The sequence below is a fragment of the Plantactinospora solaniradicis genome, from assembly GCF_042658085.1.
In the GTDB taxonomy this organism is placed as follows: domain Bacteria; phylum Actinomycetota; class Actinomycetes; order Mycobacteriales; family Micromonosporaceae; genus Plantactinospora; species Plantactinospora solaniradicis.
In genome coordinates this window covers 18,773-36,931 of sequence record NZ_JBHSPR010000013.1, presented here as the reverse complement: position 1 = coordinate 36,931, position 18,159 = coordinate 18,773, and the positions used below count along the sequence as shown (strand labels likewise).

Below are 18,159 nucleotides of genomic sequence, written 5' to 3'. Positions count from 1 at the left end.
CACGCCGCGATGCTGCCGCCTGCGTACTCACTGTCGGCCGAGGTGAGTGCGTTCGGACGAGGCTCAATCGAGCACGAGGCCGCTTCTTGCATAGCGGGCGGGTGGAATCGATACGTGACGTCTGAAATGACGAGTGAAGTGCGCCTGATCGTGGAAACCAACCTCGACGGCGACGCTGGCAACAGGTTGACCTTGCAGTAGGAGCTTTCGTGCCATGTCGATACGCGCACCGACGATGTAGGCGTACGGGGAGATGTGGTATCGCTGCGTGAAACTGCGTACCAGGTGCGGGACGCTTCGGTCCAACACTCTGGCGGCGTCGTGTAGGGCAGCCTTGCCGGTGATATGTGCGTCCAGGTACGCGCGGAGCTGGCTGGCGATGAACGGCTCCGGCTCCCGAGCGACCGGTGCGCGGTGCCGCAGATGCTGCTGGAATCGCTCCGCGATCAGCGCCAGCCGCGCTTCGACATCCAGCCCTTCGGGTGCGCGGAGGCGGTCGTGTAGCTGGCCGATCGCCGTGCGTAGCTGCCGATCCTGGAAGGTGGAGACGTCGACGGCGGGGCCGACCAGCTCGTCCGGCAGGAAGTCACTGTTCAGGTAGAGGTTGCGCTTGCGGAACCGGCCGAAGCGCTCCGAGGGATAGCCGTTGTGAGCTACGCCGGGCGGCAGGATCGAGACGGTCTCGACAGCGGCGCCGTGATGGCGGCTGTCCAGGTCATATCGTATGGCGCCGGCATCGACGATCAGGACGGTCCACGTGTCGTGCCAGTGCGTCGGGTACCGGTAACCGATAATCCGGGCGTGAAACACCTCTGATATCCCGGGAACCTTCGGTCGCCAGGCGACGACCCGAGACGGCTCAGGGACTGGCTCGTCCATATCAAGAACGTACAAGACGCTCGGGCACTAGCCGGTCAGGCTGGGCGTATGATGTCCGAACCGGTTAATCTCAGCAAGGCACTGGCCTCGTTCGACCAGATCTACAGCCCGCGGATCGTGGCCCGGATGAATGACTACGACGTCCGGATCGCGCACACCCTTGGCGAGCACGTGTGGCACGTCCACGACGACACCGACGAGTTCTTTCTCGCCCTTGACGGGCAGTTCGACATCGCGCTGCGTGATGTCGATGGCGGGGAGCGGACTGTCAGTCTCCGGGCCGGTGACGTTTTTGTCGTCCCCAAGGGGACTCAGCACAAGCCGTCCTCGCCGGGCGGAGCGATCCTGATGTTCGAGCCGTCAGGCACCTCAACCACCGGTGACCGTCACGACGGCGCGATCCCCGATCACGTCGACAGCACCACGGGCCACGAACTCCGTTGAGCCTGACTGGCTGCTCGTGAGTTGGACTGTGCGTCGGTTCGGTTGGCGGCTCGCAGCTGAGTGCGCACGGAGACTCTCCGGAGCGGAGCTATGCGTACGTTCTTGGCTCCTCGGCGGGGGCTGTGCGGGTGCGGAGGTCGTCGTCCGTGACGTGTCGGACGACTCGGCAGGGGGCGCCGACGGCGACGGTCATGGCCGGGATGTCGTGAGTGACGACACTGCCCGCGCCGATGACGGCGCCGTACCCGATGCGAACGCCGGGGAGCACGACGGCGTTGCTGCCGATCCAGACCTTGTCCTCCAGCACGATGGAGCCTGGTCAGGTGCGGCACATTCGCCGCCGAGCGGGCGCGTCCGTCCGCCACTTTCCGCAGGTCCGGTCCAGTCGTCAGCCACGCCGCTTGACGTACGACCGTGCCGATGTGCGTGCACCGTCGTCGCAGCACGGTTTGATCCAGCTACTGCGGTCGTTCGGCGAAGATGTCGACATGCTCCAGGAGTGATTGCGCGAAGTCGACGGGCGGCAGCGTTCTTCCCCGCTCACGTTCCGCGTCCGTGATCGGCACGACATTGATGACTCGGACAGCGCCCACGCTGGTGTGGACATAGTCCAGGCCGTCTGCGCTCAACGGCCCGGCAAGGAAGACCGCTCGGCACCCGGGGAAGGTCGGGAAGTCCTCGCCGAAACTGATCATGTGCCCCCAGTTCAGTTGCTGCCCCGTGACGAACGGATGTATCGCGAGGTTGGCCAATCGGACGGCGATGGCGTGCTCGTCGAGACGGGCGAGCGGTCCGCGCCGCCGGAAGTGGAGTTCCCCGCGACCACCTCCACCCGGTCCCGGCCTCACCGGCATCTCCTTCTCCGCCATCCCGATGGTGGCGAACGAAGTCATGTCCACCGCGGGCGTGGGCCGATAGACGAGCACGTCCAGCCGGCTGATCGGTGCCTGCTCGTCCTCGAAGAGGACGCCGTCGTCCTCCTCACCATGTTGCGCGCGGTAGGCGTTGAAGACGTCTCGCAGGACAGGAGGAGCGGCCATGGCTGCGCACTCTACCGCCGCCCATCGGAACGGCCGATGGCGTCCAGATCTGCCGTGAGCCGCGCGTCACGCAACGACCGGCACCGCACGGCCACGACCATCACGGTGGGCGGGCTGCCGCCCAGCAGCGACCCGTAGAGCAGGAGGCGTGGAGCGTGGCGTCCGGCGGTGTGCCGGAGGGCCCGGAGATCTCCCTGGAGTCTGCGTGTGCGATGCGCGCTTAATCGTTTGGCCCGTTTGGCGCTGGCCGTTACCTTGCCCCCCATGCCCCTTCGCATTGAGCAGACGCGTGACTTCGACGCGGTCGGTTCCGTCCATAAGGCCGCGTTTGGCGGCGACCATGGGGGCACGGTGGCCCGGTTGGTGGATGCCCTTCGGCGCGATGATCCCACTGTGCTTTCACTGGTATCCGAGGAGGCAGACGGGGTCGTGGGACACGTCATGTTCAGTCGGGCGCTGCTCGACGCCCCGCGGCGGCTGGTGGCGGTCCAGTCGTTGAGCCCACTCGCGGTCGCGCCCGAGTGGCAACGCGGCGGTATTGGCTCCGCACTTGTCCGCGCTGGTCTCCAGCAACTCGACGAGCGTGGCGTTCCGCTGGTATTCCTCGAGGGCGATCCGCGCTACTACTCTCGTCTGGGGTTCAGCCCGGCTGTGGAATACGACTTCCGTAAGCCCTCGCTGCGCATCCCCGACTGGGCTTTCCAAGTCGTGAGGTTGTCGGCCTACGAACCCTGGATGACCGGGACGTTCGTCTACTCGAACACCTTCTGGGAGCATGACTGCGTCGGGCGGCGCGAGACGACGTCCGACGAGGTAGGAGCCTTGTCAGGCACCGAGTAGGACGCGTTTGCGGAGCAGGTCGGAGCCGGCGCGGCAGTACACCTGTTTTCAATCATCTGGATGCGGCTGAGGTTCCCCTCGACCGGACCGGAGCTGAAGGCCGTCTCAGCCCGGCGAGTACAGCCGCCAGGTCGGAGTTCAGCCCAGTAGCGAACGGGCGGCCGACTTGAGCTACGGCGACCGTCAGGCTCCCTTTGGCGAGCATGGCCCAGCGCTCGCGTGGCCCAGCGCTCGCACGGCGCGACGATCTCCGGGGATGCGGCGCGCGCGACGGCGTTCGGGCATTGCCGGCAAGGGGAAAGATCGTCTGGTTCTGCGGCTGCGCTCAGGTCAGTTTCCGGCGGCGGCAAAACGCAAAGGCAGGGAGACCTCTCCCTGCCACTCTTAATGTATAGCGCACTGGGGGGCTTGCGGCAAGACCGGGGGCGTGGCGCAGAATCGTCGGCCGAGGCCACAACCTGCGGAAATGAGGGCACGACGTGCGTGTGTTGTTGTCGATGTACGGGCGACGCGGTGACGTCGGACCAGCGGTGGGACTGGCGGTGCGGTTGCGGGCGCTCGGGACGGAGGCGCGACTGTGCACGCCGCCCGACCGGGCCGAACGGCCGGCCGATTCGTCAGAGGGAAGGCAACCAGAGACGAGGACGTGCCCAGCAAGAGGTTCGACAGATCTGGAGGCGCCGGTGATTCGACCAACCAGTGCAGTGCGACGGCGTACGGCTGCCTCGGAGGTACCGCAGTGATCGAGCAGTACGTGGTGGATCTTCAAGAGGTTGACGAGACGCAGGTCGCGGTCGTCGGCGGCAAGGCCGCGCACCTGGGCGGGCTGTCGCGGATCGAAGGCGTCCGCGTGCCGGCCGGCTTTTGCGTGGCGACGGCCGCCTTCCGGCGGATCATGGCGGAAGCGCCGTCGATCGACGATCGGCTCGATCAGCTGTCGCGCCTGAACCCGGACGACCAGGAGGCGATCCGCACGCTCAGCGCGGAGATCCGCCGGACCGTCGAAGGGATTGCCATCCCGGGCGATCTCGCGGCGGCGATCACCCGTGCGCTCGCCCAACTCGGCGAGCAAGCGGCCTACGCCGTGCGATCCAGCGCGACGGCGGAGGACCTGCCGACGGCATCCTTCGCCGGCCAGCAGGACACGTACCTCAACGTCGTGGGTCCGGCGGCGATCCTCCGGCACGTCAGCCGGTGCTGGGCCTCGCTGTTCACCGAGCGGGCCGTGACCTACCGCCAGCGGAACGGCGTCGACCACCGTACGGTGCACATGGCCGTGGTCGTGCAGCAGATGGTCTTCCCGGATGCGTCCGGCATCCTGTTCACGGCCGACCCCGTCACGGGCAACCGGAAGGTCTCCACCGTGGACGCCAGTTTCGGCCTCGGCGAGGCACTGGTCTCCGGCCTCGTGAACCCGGACGTCTTCACGGTGCGACACGGCGAGGTCGTCGCCAAGGTGGTCGGCGCCAAACAGCGTGCCGTTAACGCCCTGCCGGCTGGCGGTACGCAGGAAGTGGCGATCGACCCGCAGCGGCAGGAGCAGCCGGCGCTGACAGATGCGCAGGTGGTGCGGCTCGTGCAGCTCGGGCGGCGGATCGAAGCGCACTTCGGCCGCCCGCAGGACATCGAATGGTGCCTGGTCGGTGGCGGCTTCGAGATCGTTCAGAGCCGGCCGATCACGACGCTGTTCCCCATCCCCGAGACCGGCGACCAGGAGAATCACGTCTACGTCTCCGTTGGTCATCAGCAGATGATGACCGACCCCATGAGGCCCCTGGGCGTCTCCATGTGGCAGCTGACGGCCATGGCGCCCATGCACGAGGCCGGCGGGAGGCTGTTCGTCGACGTCACCCGGCGACTGGCCTCGCCGGCGAGCCGCGCCGGCCTCCTGGAGCTGGTGGGGAGGGGCGATCCGCTGATCAGGGACGCGCTGGAGACCGTCCTCGACCGCGGTGACTTCGTCCCGACGCTTCCGGACGCTGGTCCCGGCGGGCCGCCGGCCAGCGGCGCGGCCGCCCCGATCGCTACCGATCCGGCCATCGTCACCGAGCTGATCGAGCGCAGCGAGGCGTCCAACGCCGCGCTGCGGCGCGACATCCGGACGAAGACCGGACCGGCGCTGTTCGACTTCATGCTCGAGGCATTCCAGGAGCACAAGCGAGTCCTCGGTGATCCGCTGAGCATGCAGGTGATCATGGCGGGGATGGAGGCCACCTGGTGGCTCAACGACCAGCTGCACGAATGGCTGGGCGAGAAGAACGCGGCCGACACGCTCACGCTGTCCGCACCTGGCAACGTCACGTCGGAGATGGGACTGGCGCTGCTCGACGTCGCGGACGTGATCCGTCCGCACCCGGAGGTGGTGGCGTTCCTGCAGGGCGTCGAGGACGACGGCTTCCTGGACGAACTGCCGAAGGTCGCGGGCGGGACCGAAGCGCGCGACGCCATCGAGGCCTACCTCGACCGGTACGGCATGCGCTGCGTCGGCGAGATCGACATCACGCGGCCGCGTTGGCGCGAACGCCCCACCACGCTGGTGCCCCTGATCCTCGACAACGTCAAGCTCTTCGAGCCGGGCGCCGCCGAGCGGCGCTTCGCGCAAGGGCGGCAGGAGGCGCGGAAGAAGGAACAGGACGTGCTGTCACGCCTGCGGGCCCTGCCGGACGGGGAGCAGAAAGCCGACGAGGCCAAGCGGATGATCGACCGGGTCCGGACCTTCATCGGCTACCGGGAGTACCCGAAGTACGGCATCGTCAGCCGCTACTTCGTCTACAAGCAAGCCCTACTGGAAGAGGCCGAGCGCCTCGTGCGGGCCAACGTGCTCCCGGAGAAGGAGGACATCTTCTACCTCACGTTCCAGGAGCTCCACGACGTCGCGCGCTCGAACCAGTCGGATGACCAGCTCATCCAGCGGCGCAAGGACGCGTTCCGGTCGTATCTCGCGCTCACGCCGCCCCGGGTGCTGACCTCGGATGGCGAGGCCATCGCCGGGGCGTACCGGCGCGACGACGTGCCGGCCGGCGCCCTGGTCGGCTTACCGGTTTCCGCCGGGACGATCGAGGGGAGGGCCCGCGTCATCCTCGACATGACGGAGGCCGACCTCGAGGCGGGCGACATCCTGGTCACGGCCTACACGGACCCCAGCTGGTCGCCTCTGTTCGTCGGAATCAAGGGCCTGGTGACGGAGGTGGGCGGCCTGATGACCCATGGCGCAGTGATCGCCCGGGAGTACGGCTTGCCGGCCGTCGTGGGCGTGGAGCGGGCCACCCGGCTGATCCGGGACGGGCAGCGGATCCGTGTGCACGGCACCGACGGGTATGTCGAGATCCTGCCCTGACCGATCACATCGAGAAGGCCCATCCGTGGCTTCCGGCCAAACGACGCCACGGCCGTCGGTGCCGATGAATCGCTGTTCGGTGGCCTTCAGCCGAGCTGTTCAGCCAGTCCGACGATGATGCCCTCCGGGCCGCGGACGTAGCAGAGCCGATAGCTGTCCTCGTACTGCGCCAGCTCGCCGACGAGTTCGGCGCCGTGGGCGCGCAGGCGGGCAACGACGCCCTCGATGTCGTCGACAGCGAACATGACGCGACGAATGCCCAGCGTGTTCACCGGTGCATCCTTCGGCTCTGCGCTGATCGCCTTCGGCGTGTGGAACATCGCCAGCTCGATCCGGCCGTGGCCGTCCGGGGTCCGCAGCATCGCCACATCCTGTCGGACGTCGTCGATCCCGATGACGCGCTCCACCCAACGTCCCTCGATCGGCCCCTTGCCCTCCAGTTCCATGCCGAGTTCGACGAAGAACGAGATGACAGCGTCGAGGTCGTCGACAACGATGAGGACGTTGTCCATCCGCTGGATCGTCATGCCGGGTCTCCTTGGCGTTGTACGGCACGATGGCCGCATCCACTCCCGGGACGGAGCCGCCAGACCGTTTTCGATTTTCCTTGCAAGATCTTCTTCGGACACTTGTTGACGCGGCAGTGCCCGCCACGCGTCAGTCGTACCGCGTTCACCTGGCCCGGTCCAGCCAACCCGCTCGGACGAGGATCCCTGCGGCGACGTCGGCAGCCGCGCGGTCGTTCGTGACCGTGAAGTCCGCAACGCCGGTCGCGTTCGGTGCAAGGCTCGGCTCGTCCAGTGCTCTGAGGTGCTTTTCGAGCTTCGATCCAATGTCCCGTCGCCGCAGGCGGCTGACGACGGTCTCCTTGTCTGCGATCAACCTGACCAGGCGGATCTCACAACCTGCGAGGCTCGCGGCGTACCGCTCCCGCTGGGCCACGCCGTCGATGACAGCAGCGACGACGAGGTACCGTGCGCCGGCAGCCTGGTAGTTGGCCCACACCGCTGCCAGGTTGGTGCACTTGAGTTCGTCATAGAACCGACCGCTCGGAAGGTCTCCGTTCGGAGGAGGCCCGAACTGGGCCAGCATGTCCGCGTCGACGACGGCGGTGACGTGGCCCGCCGAGGTGAGAACGCCGCCGACCGCGTTCGCCACCGTGGACTTTCCGACCCCGGCGACCCCGGTGAGAAGCAATGCTCGATACACAGACGCTCCTGCCGCTTCGGAACCACTCGTCTGAAGCAGAAAACCCTACGCTTGGCGGCGAATACGTAGCGGTGCAGCGCCGCGGCGCACGCGTCCCGACTCACCGCTGCCAAGCTACCTGGGAGAGCGTGTCAGCCGCCCGGTGCTGACCCACCGTGACACGGAGCGGCGGCTCGGTGGGACAGCCAGCACAACCCCGATCATCAGTAGCCAACCAACATTGACAACGAACGGATCCGCTGTCGGGGAGGCGACGGCCACCAGGAGCCAGCTCAGTGCGACGAGCGCGACCAGTCGGACGACCACCGCGACTGCGGTCATGATTCCCATGCCTGAATCGTCGCACATCCGGGAAAGACGTTCGGCGATCAGAGGCGGTGGTTCATCGCTTGACGCCGTGAACAGCACCGGGGCCGCCGGCGCGCGAGGCCCGATGACCACCCTCCCGGAATGAACCGCACCTGCTCCACCTCTCGCAGCTGTCGCCGTAAGTTTCGGAGTGCGGCCGGACACTACGTGGTGTGAGAGAAGAGCACGCAGCCGAGCGGCATGAACGACGATTCGTGGAGCTATGGACCGAACACGGACCCCGGGTGATGGCGTACGCGTTGCGACACCTTGACTTCGATTCGGCACAGGACGTGGTGTCGGAGACGTTCCTGGTGGCCTGGCGGAAGCTCGGCAGTGTTCCGGACGATCCCTTGCCCTGGTTGCTCGTGGTCGCCCGCAACACCATCTCCAACCTGCGCCGATCGGGGCATCGGCAGGCGCGGGTGGCCGCCGAGCTGGAACGGTTCCGGCAGATCGCGGAGCCGGCTGTCGCCGCCGATGTTCTCGCCACGGAGCGCGCAGCCGTACTGAACCAACTGGCGGTGCTGACCCCGAAGGAGCGGGAGGCGCTACTGCTGATCGCCTGGGACGGCCTGACCCCGGAGCAGGCGGCGCGGGTGGCGGGCTGCTCACTACCGGCCTTCCACGTACGTCTGTTCAGGGCGCGGCGGCGGCTGCGCGCCAGCGGCGAGGCGGACGCAGCACCACACGTCGACGCTGCCCAACGTCCACTGCCATCTGCAGGAGGCACCGCATGACCAAGGACCGCGACATGATGACCATTGTCGAGAAGCTCCGACCGATTACCACGGTCGATGACCGGTGGCCCCGCTCGACTCGGGACGCAGTACTGGAAAACCTGTTGATCGCCACCGTTGCCGAACGGCCGGAGGCCCCTCCACGGTCGCGTAGGCGGCGGGTCGCGTTCACCGCCGTGTTGACCGCCGCGCTGGTCGCGTCGGGTGCGAGCATCGCCGTCGCCGGAGGACTGCTGCCCGAGTCATTCACCAGGCCGTTGTCGTTCTGGGAGACCGAGACCGGCGGTGCGGTGGACGTCCAGACAGCACGACGAGTGGCCCAGGCACCGGGCCCTGACGGCACCGTACTAACCGTCTGGTCCGCGAAGGGTCAGGACGGCACCATCTGCATCGCCCCGCTGTTCGAGCCACCCGGTGACCTCGACCGGCCGGCCCCGACGAGCTTCAAGCTGGCCGGGGGACAGTGCGCGGACACCGACCAGGGCATGGAGCCGTTCAGCACCATGGGCGGGTCCGAGGACGGCCGGGGAATTCACACGATGTGGGCCGCCGCCGGGAGTGCGGCGCGGGCGGAACTGCGACTGCCCGACGGATCCCTACGGTCGGCCGTACGCGCCGAAGACATGTTCTTTTTCTGGTACCTCGCCAACGAGAGCGTCGACCCGCCGCTCTTGGTCGGGTACGACGCCGCCGGAAACGTGGTGGCGGAACAGTCGACGCCCAACCTGAGGACGCCGGTGCATCCCCACACCGGCGGCTGATGCCTCAACGGCGCACACCGACCGCGACCTCCCGGTGACGCCATCGCCTGACTACGGTGCACCGGTCCGGTCGGGGCGGGCCACTGCGGTCGCGTCAGCGCTCAACGCTGTGCGGAGGAAATCCACCTGGGCGCCCAGGAGGCGCGCGGCGATGTCCTCGCCCACCATGTGGGTGCCGGAGGGGAGTGGCAGCACGTTGTGCGGCCGGCCGGCGGCCAGTAGCTTCGCGGAGAGTTGCAGCATGTGCGCCGGATGGACGTTGTCGTCCAGCAGACCGTGGATCAGCAGCAGCGGCCGTCGCAGTTCAGGCGCGTAACGCAGCAGTGAGTCCCGGTCGTAGGTTTCCGGGTTGTCATCGGGGTGGCCGAGGAAACGCTCCTGCCAGTGGGTGTCGTAGAGGCGTTGGTCTACGACTGCCGCGCCAGCGATCGCGGCGTGGAACACGTCGGGGCGGCGCAGCACGGCCAGCGCCGCGAGGTAGCCGCCGTAGGACCAGCCCCGGATTCCGACGCGGGTCAGGTCCAGCTCCGGGTATCGGCGTGCCGCCTCGCGCAAGCCGTCGACCTGATCCTCGAGCGGAGCGCCGCCGCGTTTCCCGTGCACCAGACGCTCCCAGCGTGGGCCGCGGCCCGGGGTGCCACGCCCGTCGACGATCACCACGGCGAAGCCCTGGTCAGCAAACCACTGCGAGGTCAGGTACACCGACTGCGCGGCGAGTACCCGCTGAGCTGCTGGCCCACCGTATGGGTCCATCAGCACCGGAAGCGGGCCGTCGCCTCGCCGGTGGCCGGTAGGGAGGAGCACAGCGGTACGCAGCCGGAGCGGGCCGGCCTCGAACAGGTCGACCCGAGGGGTCAGCGGTGGCGTCTGGGCGCGGCTGGTCAACCAGGCCGGGGAATCGTCGGAGGCTCGCACGGTGATCCGCGGGTCCGGCTCGTCCAGGTTGCGGCTTACGAGGACGGTCGTACCGCCCGCTCGGTGCCCGTCGTGCACGCCGGAAGTCGTCAGCTGGGACAGCCCGGCACCGGCGGACCAGGTCCACACGTGCCGCTCGGTTGACTCCGTCGAACCGGCGAACAGCACGGTGTCTCCGTCGACACCGAGTATCTCCTTCACCTGAAGACCGGGTGGCGTGACCGGGTCGCCGCCGACGAGGAGGTGCCGAGTGTCCTCGATGTCGGTCGTCCAGACCAGAGCGCCGTCGGCGGTGCGTGCTGGCACGCCGGGCACCAGCGATACCCAGGCTGAATCCGTCTGTTCGTGTTCGACGCGGCTGGCCCCGGTGTCCGGATCGACACGCAGCACCCGGACGCAGGTCTGGGACCGGTTCTGTACCGCGATGGTCAAACCGCTGCGATCCCAGCTGACAGCGGTGAGGTACTCGAACTCCTTCCGGTCCCAGTCGACCTCGACTCGGCTGCCGTCGAGGCCGAGGACGACCAGACTGACGTCCGCGTTGGCGGTACCCGCGGCCGGGTAGCGCATGGCCACCGGAGCGGCGGTGGGGTTGGCGAGGTCGGCCACATGCCAGACCTGCACACGACTCTCGTCTACTCTCGCCGCGACCAGGCGCTGACCGTCCGGGGCCCACCACCAGCCCCGTCGGCGATGCATCGACTCGGCTGCGACGTGCTCGGCGAGTCCGTAACTCACGTGCGGGGCCTCCGGCGCGGCCAGAGTTCGCGCGCCGGTGCCGTCGACGTCGACGAGGTGCAACGCACCGCCGCCGACGTATCCGATGAACCGGGCGGTCGGGTCCGGCCGGGGATCGACCACGCCGCTGACCGACGGAAGGGTCCGGGTAATGCCGGTGGCCGGGTCGAGCACCACCAGTTTGCCGCCGAGCGCGACCGCGACAATCGACTGGTCGACGTCGCAGCTGTACTCGGTGACCCCGCCACCGGGCTGGCGAGCACGCTCGCGGCGACGCCGCTCGGCCGCCGGCAGGTCACCGTCGTCGAGAGCCAGCTCGCGTGGGTCCAACAGCAGCCGCTCGCTCCCCGCCGCCACGTCGTACGCCCAGAGACATGCGATCGGGTCGTCGCCAGCACGCGTGCGTGTGAACAGCACCTGACGTCCGTCCCCACGGATCTGGAACCGCTGAGGCAGACCGAGCGTGAAGTTACGGGTACGAGCACGTAACTGAGGAAAGCTCACGAACAGCCCTTCGTCGTACGACCGGACACGCAGCATAGATCGGCGACGACAGCGCGGCGAAGACACTCCAGAGCCGCCGAACCACCGGCGCGGACCTGGTGTTCCATCGGGCCCGAGACTGACGGACAGGGAGCGCCGCGTTCCACCCCCTTCAGGTGGCCGCATCCGCGGCCCCGAGGGGGGTCAACCATGTCTCGTATGGACCAGCAGAGAACGTCAAGCAGCGCGAGTCGCGTGCCGAAATTCCGTCAAGGAGTATCGCGACGACGGGACTGTCGACACCGTCCCCACGATCCGCCAGCATCGCCACAACGCCCAGTGGCTCTGGTGGTGACGCCAACGTTGGCATCTCCCAACCGCCATCTGTGATGATCGCTCGCGCGGTGAGCGGGGCCGAGAGGTACGGCGCCCACCGGCCGTCACGGTCGTGCGTCGAACTGGGCGCGGGCCTCGAAGACGCGATCCATGTGCGCCTCTGCCCAGGTCTTGATCGCGACCATCACCGGGAACAGATCGCAGCTGAGCGGGGTGAGCGCGTAGTCGACGCGGGCCGGCACCGACGCGGTCACCGTGCGGGTGAGCAGACCATCGCGTTCCAGCTTGCGCAAGGTCTGGGTGAGCATCTTCTGGCTGACGCCGGCGATGCGGCGGGCGAGTTCGCCATGCCGCTGCGGGCCGTCGGCGAGCGCCGCGATCGCCAGCGCCGCCCATTTGTCGGTGAGCGTGCTCAGCAACTCCCGGGTCGGGCAGGTCGCCAGAAACGCGTCGTAATCACGTTTGCCTGCTCACGTCGTTGCCCAGCGGTCGTCGTCGTCAACGTCTCACCATCCCCTCCGGTGCCCTAGGCACTCCAAGGTACCTACTTTCTCACAGTGCCCAACGGTACCTACCGTCATGGAAACCACGACATCCAGCGGAGGGTACGGCGATGCGCGCAGTCAGCTATGCAGAGTTCGGTGGGCCGGAGGTTTTGCACGTGGCGGCGGATCTGCCCGTGCCCGAGCCAGGGCCCGGGCAGGTGCGGGTGCGGGTCACCGCGTCCGTCGTCCTTTATCTCGACAACCTGGCCGCAGAATCCGACTGGTGATCACGTAGGGATCGGTCTGGGCGTGAGTTGAGTTGAGCGTAGTCGAGACCGTCTCGACGTCAGCGTCGACACGCTGCTGACCTGTTGGTCGACGCCTTGGGGACTCCGTCAGCCCTTGTGCCAGCCCGGAGTCCACACGCCGTCCTCGACGGTGTAGTCGCCGAATGGGGCCAGCGCGTACTCCGCCTCGGCGTCGCGGGGCTGTCGCCGTGATTCTGCTTGGGAGCAATTGACGAGAAACCCCAGGTTAGGGCCAGTTAGTTGGCAGCGGAAGAAGTGGCTGCCGCCGTGTTTGCGCTCGGCGCCAGCTGGAAGTGCCAGATGATTTGGCTTGGTGTTCCGTCCCAGGCAGCCCCGGCTGCCGCCGGGACGATGCCCAACAGCGACCAAGGCCAGACGTCCCATGGTCCTGTCGCGATTTCCCCGGGCATGTCCTCGCTGGCGTTGCCGGACATCCGAGGCTCCTCGCAACGCTGTAGCTGCAGGCCCAATGGCAGGGCGACGTGGAGGTAGTCACTGGCCCGATGGCGGAACGCAGGCAGCAGCCCCGGATCACCTTCGGCAGAACGAATTCGTGGTACGGACCCTAATGCCACGAGCTCGTGATGCACGTCCGTGATCACCAGATGGCCGCCAGGACGCAGCACGCGGGCGAACTCGGTGATCGCCGGTCCGACGTCGGGAAGGTGGGTCAGCGCCAACGCACACACGATGACGTCGACGTGGTCGTCGGGTAGGGGGATCTGATGCAGGTTGCCCTGCCGCAGTTCGGCGTTGGGAACACGAGTACGAGCGTGAGCCAGCATTTCCGGGGAGCTGTCGACGCCGATGACCCGGTGCCCTTGTTTGGCGAGGTACTCGGTGTATCTGCCGGTGCCGCAAGCTGCGTCCAAGGCGACGCCAGGTGGCAGGGAGCCGAGGATGTCCTGGACGATGGGTTCTTCAATGTCGAACAGCCCGTTACCTGGTTGATCGTAGGTCGCGGACCAAACCTTGTAGCCGTTCACGGTGTTGACGTGCGCTGCGGTGACCCCGTCACCGTTCAGCGATGGGCTGTCCAGAAGGCGCCGGACCTCGCTGATGCGCGCTTCGATGAAGTCCCGGTCGTAGTCGCCGGCGAAGGCACGCAGCAACGCCACGCCCTCCAGCCCCAGTACGTAGGCGAGCGGGTGCTGGTATGCCACCACGCGACCCTAGCGACGACATGCGGGCCGGGACCACCCAATTTCTCGGCTCAGCGCTGCGACTGGCCCCGGTGTCAACGGCCACCCCGGCCTGTTGTCAAACTCGCGGGCACGAAACCTACCGACGATCACGTGCTGGAGCCGTCATTGAACCCGGTGTTCAACGCCGAGGAGAGTCAGTCGTCGTCTTCGAACCTATTTTCCTTCAGCGTTGCTTATCTGGTCTGAGGAGCAAGCTCATCCAGCAACCCTGCTATGCGTTTGGCGGTGGCGTTGTGCCGTTCGACCTCACGCGGCCAGCCGCGCTGCGCGGCGTCCTCGGCGAGACGTTGCTCCAGGCAGAGCCGTTCCTGTAGGCGGGACTGATAGTCCGCGGTGGTGAAGAACTTGGAGCAGGTGAGGAACAGGTCGCACTCGCACGGGCCTTCCTCGGGCAGGCGCAGGCAATGGCCGAGTTCGAGGGCGGTCTTGTAGTAGTTGCTGGACAGCCAATTGACCGCCTGTTCGGACAGTTCGTTGTTGCGGATCGCCTCGGCGGCGGGGCCGGCGAGGAGGGCGCCGGGTTGCAGCGCGGTCTGGTAGTCGCGGAGTACGGCGGTGTCGCTGATGCGGGCGTAGAACAGGCTCATCGCGGGGCTGGTGTGTCCGAGAATGGCCATGATCGTTTGGATGCGGGCGCCTTCTTCGGCGAGTTGCGTGCCGACGGTGTGACGAAATCGGTGGCTGGTCACGGTTTTCGCTCCGTCGGCGTCAACGAGGCCGGCGTGATCGCAGGCTTGCTGGAGGGCGGAATCGAACAGGAAGTAGTCGCTGAGCAACCGACCGCGGAGTTGGAACACGTAGTGAGTCGGCTTGCCGGTGACCTGGTCGAGGAGCGGTCGTTGGCGGCGTGCACGGGTCTGCGCGACGCATACCCGTAGCGCATCCGCGGCCTCAGGATGCAGGGGAACCATGCGTTCGGTGTAGGTCTTGCCCGCCGGGATCCGCAGCCGCGGATGCCCGTCGGGGTAGGCGTCGAGGCAGTCCAGTTCCAGGCGCCGGATCTCACTGCGGCGCGGCCCGACCCAACGGGCGATCAGGCAGGCGGCCTGCTGGTAGGGGTCGGTCAGAGCGCGGATGCCCTGGACGACGGCCTCGAGTTCCAGGGCCGGAAGGTAGCGGGGCACCGTCTTGACCTGCTTGGGCATGTCAAGGTGGCTCAGCAATGGCCGGTCCGGCACGTCGCCCCAGCCCCAGGCGAGGGTCTTGCGGAGAAACACGTTGAGCACCGAGATAGTGTGCACTTGGGTGGAGACGCTGACCGGCTGACCGGTGCGGTAGTTGCAGTAGCCGGTGGCGACCCAGGTCAGGAACTCCTCCAGCTGGGTCCTAGTGAGCTGGACGAGGTTGGTCACCTCGGGGTGGTGTTCGGTCAGCCAGGAGGTGAAGACCCGAAACCGGGTTCGTAGGTTGTCGTGGGTGCGGGCCGGAGCTGTGCGTTCGATGTACCGGTTGATGACTTTCTCGATCGCTGGTGGCGCGGACGGGCGTTGGTGCGGCCGGCCTCCGATGGAGATGTAGCGGACCTGCTCGGTGACCACGCCGAGGCTGTGCAGGACGACCTGAGTGGTGTAGACGCTGGTCCGCAGGTTGCGGTACCACCCTCGTACCCTCCCACCGGCCACGAACTCGGGCCGTAGGGAGCGCACGTCGTCGCGGGCGGCGAAGGCGTCCAACTCGGCGCGGAACCGGTCGAGATCCTCGACGGTGATGGTCCGCCAGTCCGGGTTGCCGCGATGCAGCGCGATGCGGATGCTCGCCCCCGCGAGGGTGCGGTGCGCGGCAGGCTGCCGGTAGCCGATCCGCAGCGCCTCAACGTCCAGAGGTGTCAGCCAGTCGGGCCCCATGCCCAGCAGCTTGCCGCTCTCGGTGAGCAGGTCTTTGAACGAGTTCGCGAACAGCCACGGGTAGTCGAGGGTGAGCCGGTCGTGCATCGCCAGCAGGCTCACGTAGAGCCGGTGCCCGCGGACCACCACGTGTCGATGCCGAGCCTCGGCGTAGGGCGGGGCGTGCATCAGCCGGTCCGCCACCGGCGCGGCCATCCACGCGCCGAGGTCGGGCCACTGCTCGATGAACTCGCGCCGGCCCTGTCGTCGGGTCCGGCCCGACTCGTAGCGACCTTTGTCTGCGGAGATGACCAACGCCGTGTACTCGTCGTCGGTGAAGTGCCGCAGCCAGGTCGAGCCCTGGCCGGCCACGTCGAGCGCGCGGCTCACTCGGTCCGCCCTTGGCTGCTGCGAGCGGTGATGACCGCGGTCGCGGCCTCGTAGTCGGCCAGCACCTCCCGGTCGGAGACTCGGGTGTAGATCCGGGTCGACTCCGGCGAGACGTGTCCGAGTCGCTTCTGCAACGTCAACTCCCGCATACCTGACTCCCACATCGCCGTGGCATGCGTGTGCCGCAACGCGTGCGGCGTCGTCCACGGCGTGCGGATGCCGAGCCGGGCGCAACGGCGGGCGAAGCTTGCCCATAACGCCTGATAGCCCAACGGTTCACACCGACGGCGGCCCCGACCGCCCACCAGGAACAGGAACGGTGAACCGGACTCGCGGGGACGCTCCGTCATCACGTACTGCGACACCGCCGTGAGCGTGCGCGGATCGTGCAGGTCGACCACCCGGTCGGTGCGGGACTTCTGCCGCACCCCTCGCGGGTGATCGTCACGGTGGCGCACGTGGACCCGGCGTCGGCCGTACTCGACGTCAACGGGGACGCGCAGACCGAGCACCTCACCGGGTCGTAGTCCGCCATCGAGCATCAGCAGAAAGATCGCCCTATCGCGCAACGTCGTGAACGAGGCGAACAGCTCCGTCACGTCCTCCGGCGGCACAGCCCCACCGCACTCTGCTGCCGCTCCTGCGTCGCGGTACGTGATGCAGGAGCGGCAGCGCGCGCCCGCCCGCCGCCAGCCCTCAGTCCCGCATCCGGACGGTGACAGTCGCGGTATCGGTGCGCCGGTCCTGGCTCAGCCGGTAGACGAAGGTGTCCGGCAGCCGGTGCGTGGCGGTGCGCTGGTAGACCACCTCGTAGCGGGGATCGGTCGTGGTCAACCGGCCGTAGCGCGGCGGGGTGACAATGCTCAGGGTCGCGTTCCGGCTGGCCCAGTCGTTGTCGCGTACCTTGATGGCCGTCGGTCGAGCCCGGTAGGCGTACGCCAGATCGTCGTTGGCGAGCGGCGCCACCACGAACGACCGTCCACCCCGGTTGATGAACGTGGTGACCGTGCCCACGGTCGGACCGGTGGCAACCACCGTCCGGACGTCCGGACGTCCGTTGCGGTCCGCGTCGACCACGCTGACGTCCCAGTAGACCTCGCTGTCCAGACTGCCGACCAGCTCGACGACGGTGCCGTTGTCGAACCCCACGAGTACGCCGTTCGACCACGGTCCCGACAAGCCATAGACGTACGGCATCAGGACGTCCAGCCGGCGGTTGCCGTCGAAGTCGACGAACCTCATGTCGCTAACCACCGGGGTGACGTCGTCCACCTTGAGCGGCCCTGGCACCAGGGTGCCGGCCCTGGTGTTCAGGAACGTCAGCAGCCCGTGTCCGTCGTCGGTCGTCTGCCAGATGTCCACCAGGCCGTCGGCGGTGAGATCGAGAGACTCGATGACGCTCGGTCGGTTCATGAAGGTGTCGATCATCTGATGGGGGCGGAAGCCGCGCAGCACCAACACGTCGTACCCGGTGTTCGATCCGTGGAACCAGGCCATCACGAGCTCCACCGTCCCGTCGCCAGCCATGTCCACTGCCTCCCCCATGTCAGGGCAGTAGATGTACGGCGGAGTCGATCCGGGCAGCCGGTACGAGCGCACGTGTGGCCGGTCGTACCCCCCTGCGGCCAACCCCGCTTCCACGCTGATGCCGCACATGTCGTCCACCCGAACCGACGTCACCCGGTCGATCCGCCCGTCCCCGGTGACGTCGGCGAAGATCGGCTCGTTCATCCAGCCCGCCCACGCCGGCCCCGCCACCGCGATCAGCATCGTCAACGTGCCGGCCACGCCGCCCGCGACGGCTCTCCTGACGTTCATCACGCGATCCCTTTCGGCTGGGCGTTTTTGCTGCTGATCCTGCGGCGCCGGGCCCGAGTC

The 18,159-nt window shown here is 67.6% G+C and carries 17 protein-coding genes; 6 read left to right on the top strand and 11 right to left on the bottom strand.

What is annotated here, in order from left to right; all coding sequences use genetic code 11:
• Positions 1 to 63: 63 nt before the first annotated feature.
• On the bottom strand, positions 64 to 810 hold the full coding sequence (locus ACFP2T_RS18075; protein ID WP_377423140.1) for an AraC family transcriptional regulator: 747 nt from the start codon (positions 808 to 810) through the stop codon (positions 64 to 66).
• Positions 811 to 927: 117 nt separating this feature from the next.
• On the opposite strand from ACFP2T_RS18075, the gene ACFP2T_RS18070 reads away from it, so the two are divergent.
• Positions 928 to 1,323 carry a cupin domain-containing protein gene (locus ACFP2T_RS18070; protein WP_377423139.1) on the top strand — a complete coding sequence of 132 codons (396 nt, stop codon included), beginning with the start codon at positions 928 to 930 and terminating at the stop codon, positions 1,321 to 1,323.
• 88 nt (positions 1,324 to 1,411) lie between these two features.
• Here ACFP2T_RS18070 and ACFP2T_RS18065 read toward each other — a convergent pair whose 3' ends face one another.
• Together ACFP2T_RS18065 and ACFP2T_RS18060 are read right to left on the bottom strand one after the other, a co-directional pair.
• Positions 1,412 to 1,630: a DapH/DapD/GlmU-related protein gene (locus ACFP2T_RS18065; RefSeq protein WP_377423137.1), complete on the bottom strand. Its 219-nt coding sequence runs from the start codon at positions 1,628 to 1,630 to the stop codon at positions 1,412 to 1,414.
• Positions 1,631 to 1,781: 151 nt separating this feature from the next.
• On the bottom strand, positions 1,782 to 2,363 hold the full coding sequence (locus ACFP2T_RS18060) for a suppressor of fused domain protein (protein WP_377423135.1): 582 nt from the start codon (positions 2,361 to 2,363) through the stop codon (positions 1,782 to 1,784).
• A 264-nt stretch (positions 2,364 to 2,627) separates the two neighbouring features.
• Between ACFP2T_RS18060 and ACFP2T_RS18055 the strand changes: the two genes are divergently transcribed.
• The gene (locus ACFP2T_RS18055) at positions 2,628 to 3,203 is read left to right on the top strand and encodes a GNAT family N-acetyltransferase (RefSeq protein ID WP_377423133.1); all 576 of its coding nucleotides are present in this window, start codon (positions 2,628 to 2,630) and stop codon (positions 3,201 to 3,203) included.
• A 739-nt stretch (positions 3,204 to 3,942) separates the two neighbouring features.
• The gene (gene rph / locus ACFP2T_RS18050; RefSeq protein WP_377423130.1) at positions 3,943 to 6,540 is read left to right on the top strand and encodes a rifamycin-inactivating phosphotransferase; all 2,598 of its coding nucleotides are present in this window, start codon (positions 3,943 to 3,945) and stop codon (positions 6,538 to 6,540) included.
• Positions 6,541 to 6,626: 86 nt separating this feature from the next.
• Here the strand turns inward: rph and ACFP2T_RS18045 are convergent, their stop codons facing one another.
• Together ACFP2T_RS18045 and ACFP2T_RS18040 are read right to left on the bottom strand one after the other, a co-directional pair.
• Positions 6,627 to 7,169, bottom strand: coding sequence for a VOC family protein (locus ACFP2T_RS18045; protein ID WP_377423128.1), 543 nt, complete (start codon positions 7,167 to 7,169; stop codon positions 6,627 to 6,629).
• 43 nt (positions 7,170 to 7,212) lie between these two features.
• Positions 7,213 to 7,749 (bottom strand): AAA family ATPase, encoded by a 537-nt coding sequence (locus ACFP2T_RS18040; RefSeq protein WP_377423126.1) that lies wholly within the window; start codon positions 7,747 to 7,749, stop codon positions 7,213 to 7,215.
• Between the two features lie 563 nt (positions 7,750 to 8,312).
• Between ACFP2T_RS18040 and ACFP2T_RS18035 the strand changes: the two genes are divergently transcribed.
• Positions 8,313 to 8,837: an RNA polymerase sigma factor gene (locus ACFP2T_RS18035; RefSeq protein ID WP_377423123.1), complete on the top strand. Its 525-nt coding sequence runs from the start codon at positions 8,313 to 8,315 to the stop codon at positions 8,835 to 8,837.
• On the top strand, positions 8,834 to 9,598 hold the full coding sequence (locus tag ACFP2T_RS18030) for a hypothetical protein (RefSeq protein WP_377423120.1): 765 nt from the start codon (positions 8,834 to 8,836) through the stop codon (positions 9,596 to 9,598). Before ACFP2T_RS18035 ends, ACFP2T_RS18030 begins: the two co-directional genes overlap by 4 nt.
• A 51-nt stretch (positions 9,599 to 9,649) precedes the next feature.
• Here ACFP2T_RS18030 and ACFP2T_RS18025 read toward each other — a convergent pair whose 3' ends face one another.
• Positions 9,650 to 11,668 carry a S9 family peptidase gene (locus ACFP2T_RS18025; RefSeq protein WP_377423118.1) on the bottom strand — a complete coding sequence of 673 codons (2,019 nt, stop codon included), beginning with the start codon at positions 11,666 to 11,668 and terminating at the stop codon, positions 9,650 to 9,652.
• Between the two features lie 506 nt (positions 11,669 to 12,174).
• A complete protein-coding gene (locus ACFP2T_RS18020) occupies positions 12,175 to 12,489 on the bottom strand; it encodes a winged helix-turn-helix transcriptional regulator (RefSeq protein ID WP_377423115.1) in 315 nt (104 codons plus the stop codon).
• 194 nt (positions 12,490 to 12,683) lie between these two features.
• Here ACFP2T_RS18020 and ACFP2T_RS18015 point away from each other — a divergent pair, with 194 nt between their 5' ends.
• Positions 12,684 to 12,842 carry a hypothetical protein gene (locus ACFP2T_RS18015; RefSeq protein WP_465264262.1) on the top strand — a complete coding sequence of 53 codons (159 nt, stop codon included), beginning with the start codon at positions 12,684 to 12,686 and terminating at the stop codon, positions 12,840 to 12,842.
• Between the two features lie 257 nt (positions 12,843 to 13,099).
• On the opposite strand, the gene ACFP2T_RS18010 is transcribed toward ACFP2T_RS18015, so the two are convergent.
• The 4 genes from ACFP2T_RS18010 to ACFP2T_RS17995 form a co-directional block, all read right to left on the bottom strand.
• Complete coding sequence (locus tag ACFP2T_RS18010; protein WP_377423113.1) at positions 13,100 to 14,026, bottom strand: class I SAM-dependent methyltransferase; 927 nt, start codon at positions 14,024 to 14,026, stop codon at positions 13,100 to 13,102.
• 215 nt (positions 14,027 to 14,241) lie between these two features.
• Complete coding sequence (locus ACFP2T_RS18005; protein WP_377423111.1) at positions 14,242 to 16,281, bottom strand: tyrosine-type recombinase/integrase; 2,040 nt, start codon at positions 16,279 to 16,281, stop codon at positions 14,242 to 14,244.
• On the bottom strand, positions 16,278 to 16,895 hold the full coding sequence (locus ACFP2T_RS18000) for a tyrosine-type recombinase/integrase (protein WP_377423108.1): 618 nt from the start codon (positions 16,893 to 16,895) through the stop codon (positions 16,278 to 16,280). The genes ACFP2T_RS18005 and ACFP2T_RS18000 overlap by 4 nt, the downstream gene beginning before the upstream one ends.
• 82 nt (positions 16,896 to 16,977) lie before the next feature.
• Positions 16,978 to 18,099, bottom strand: coding sequence for an Ig-like domain-containing protein (locus tag ACFP2T_RS17995; protein WP_377423105.1), 1,122 nt, complete (start codon positions 18,097 to 18,099; stop codon positions 16,978 to 16,980).
• Positions 18,100 to 18,159 lie beyond the last annotated feature (60 nt).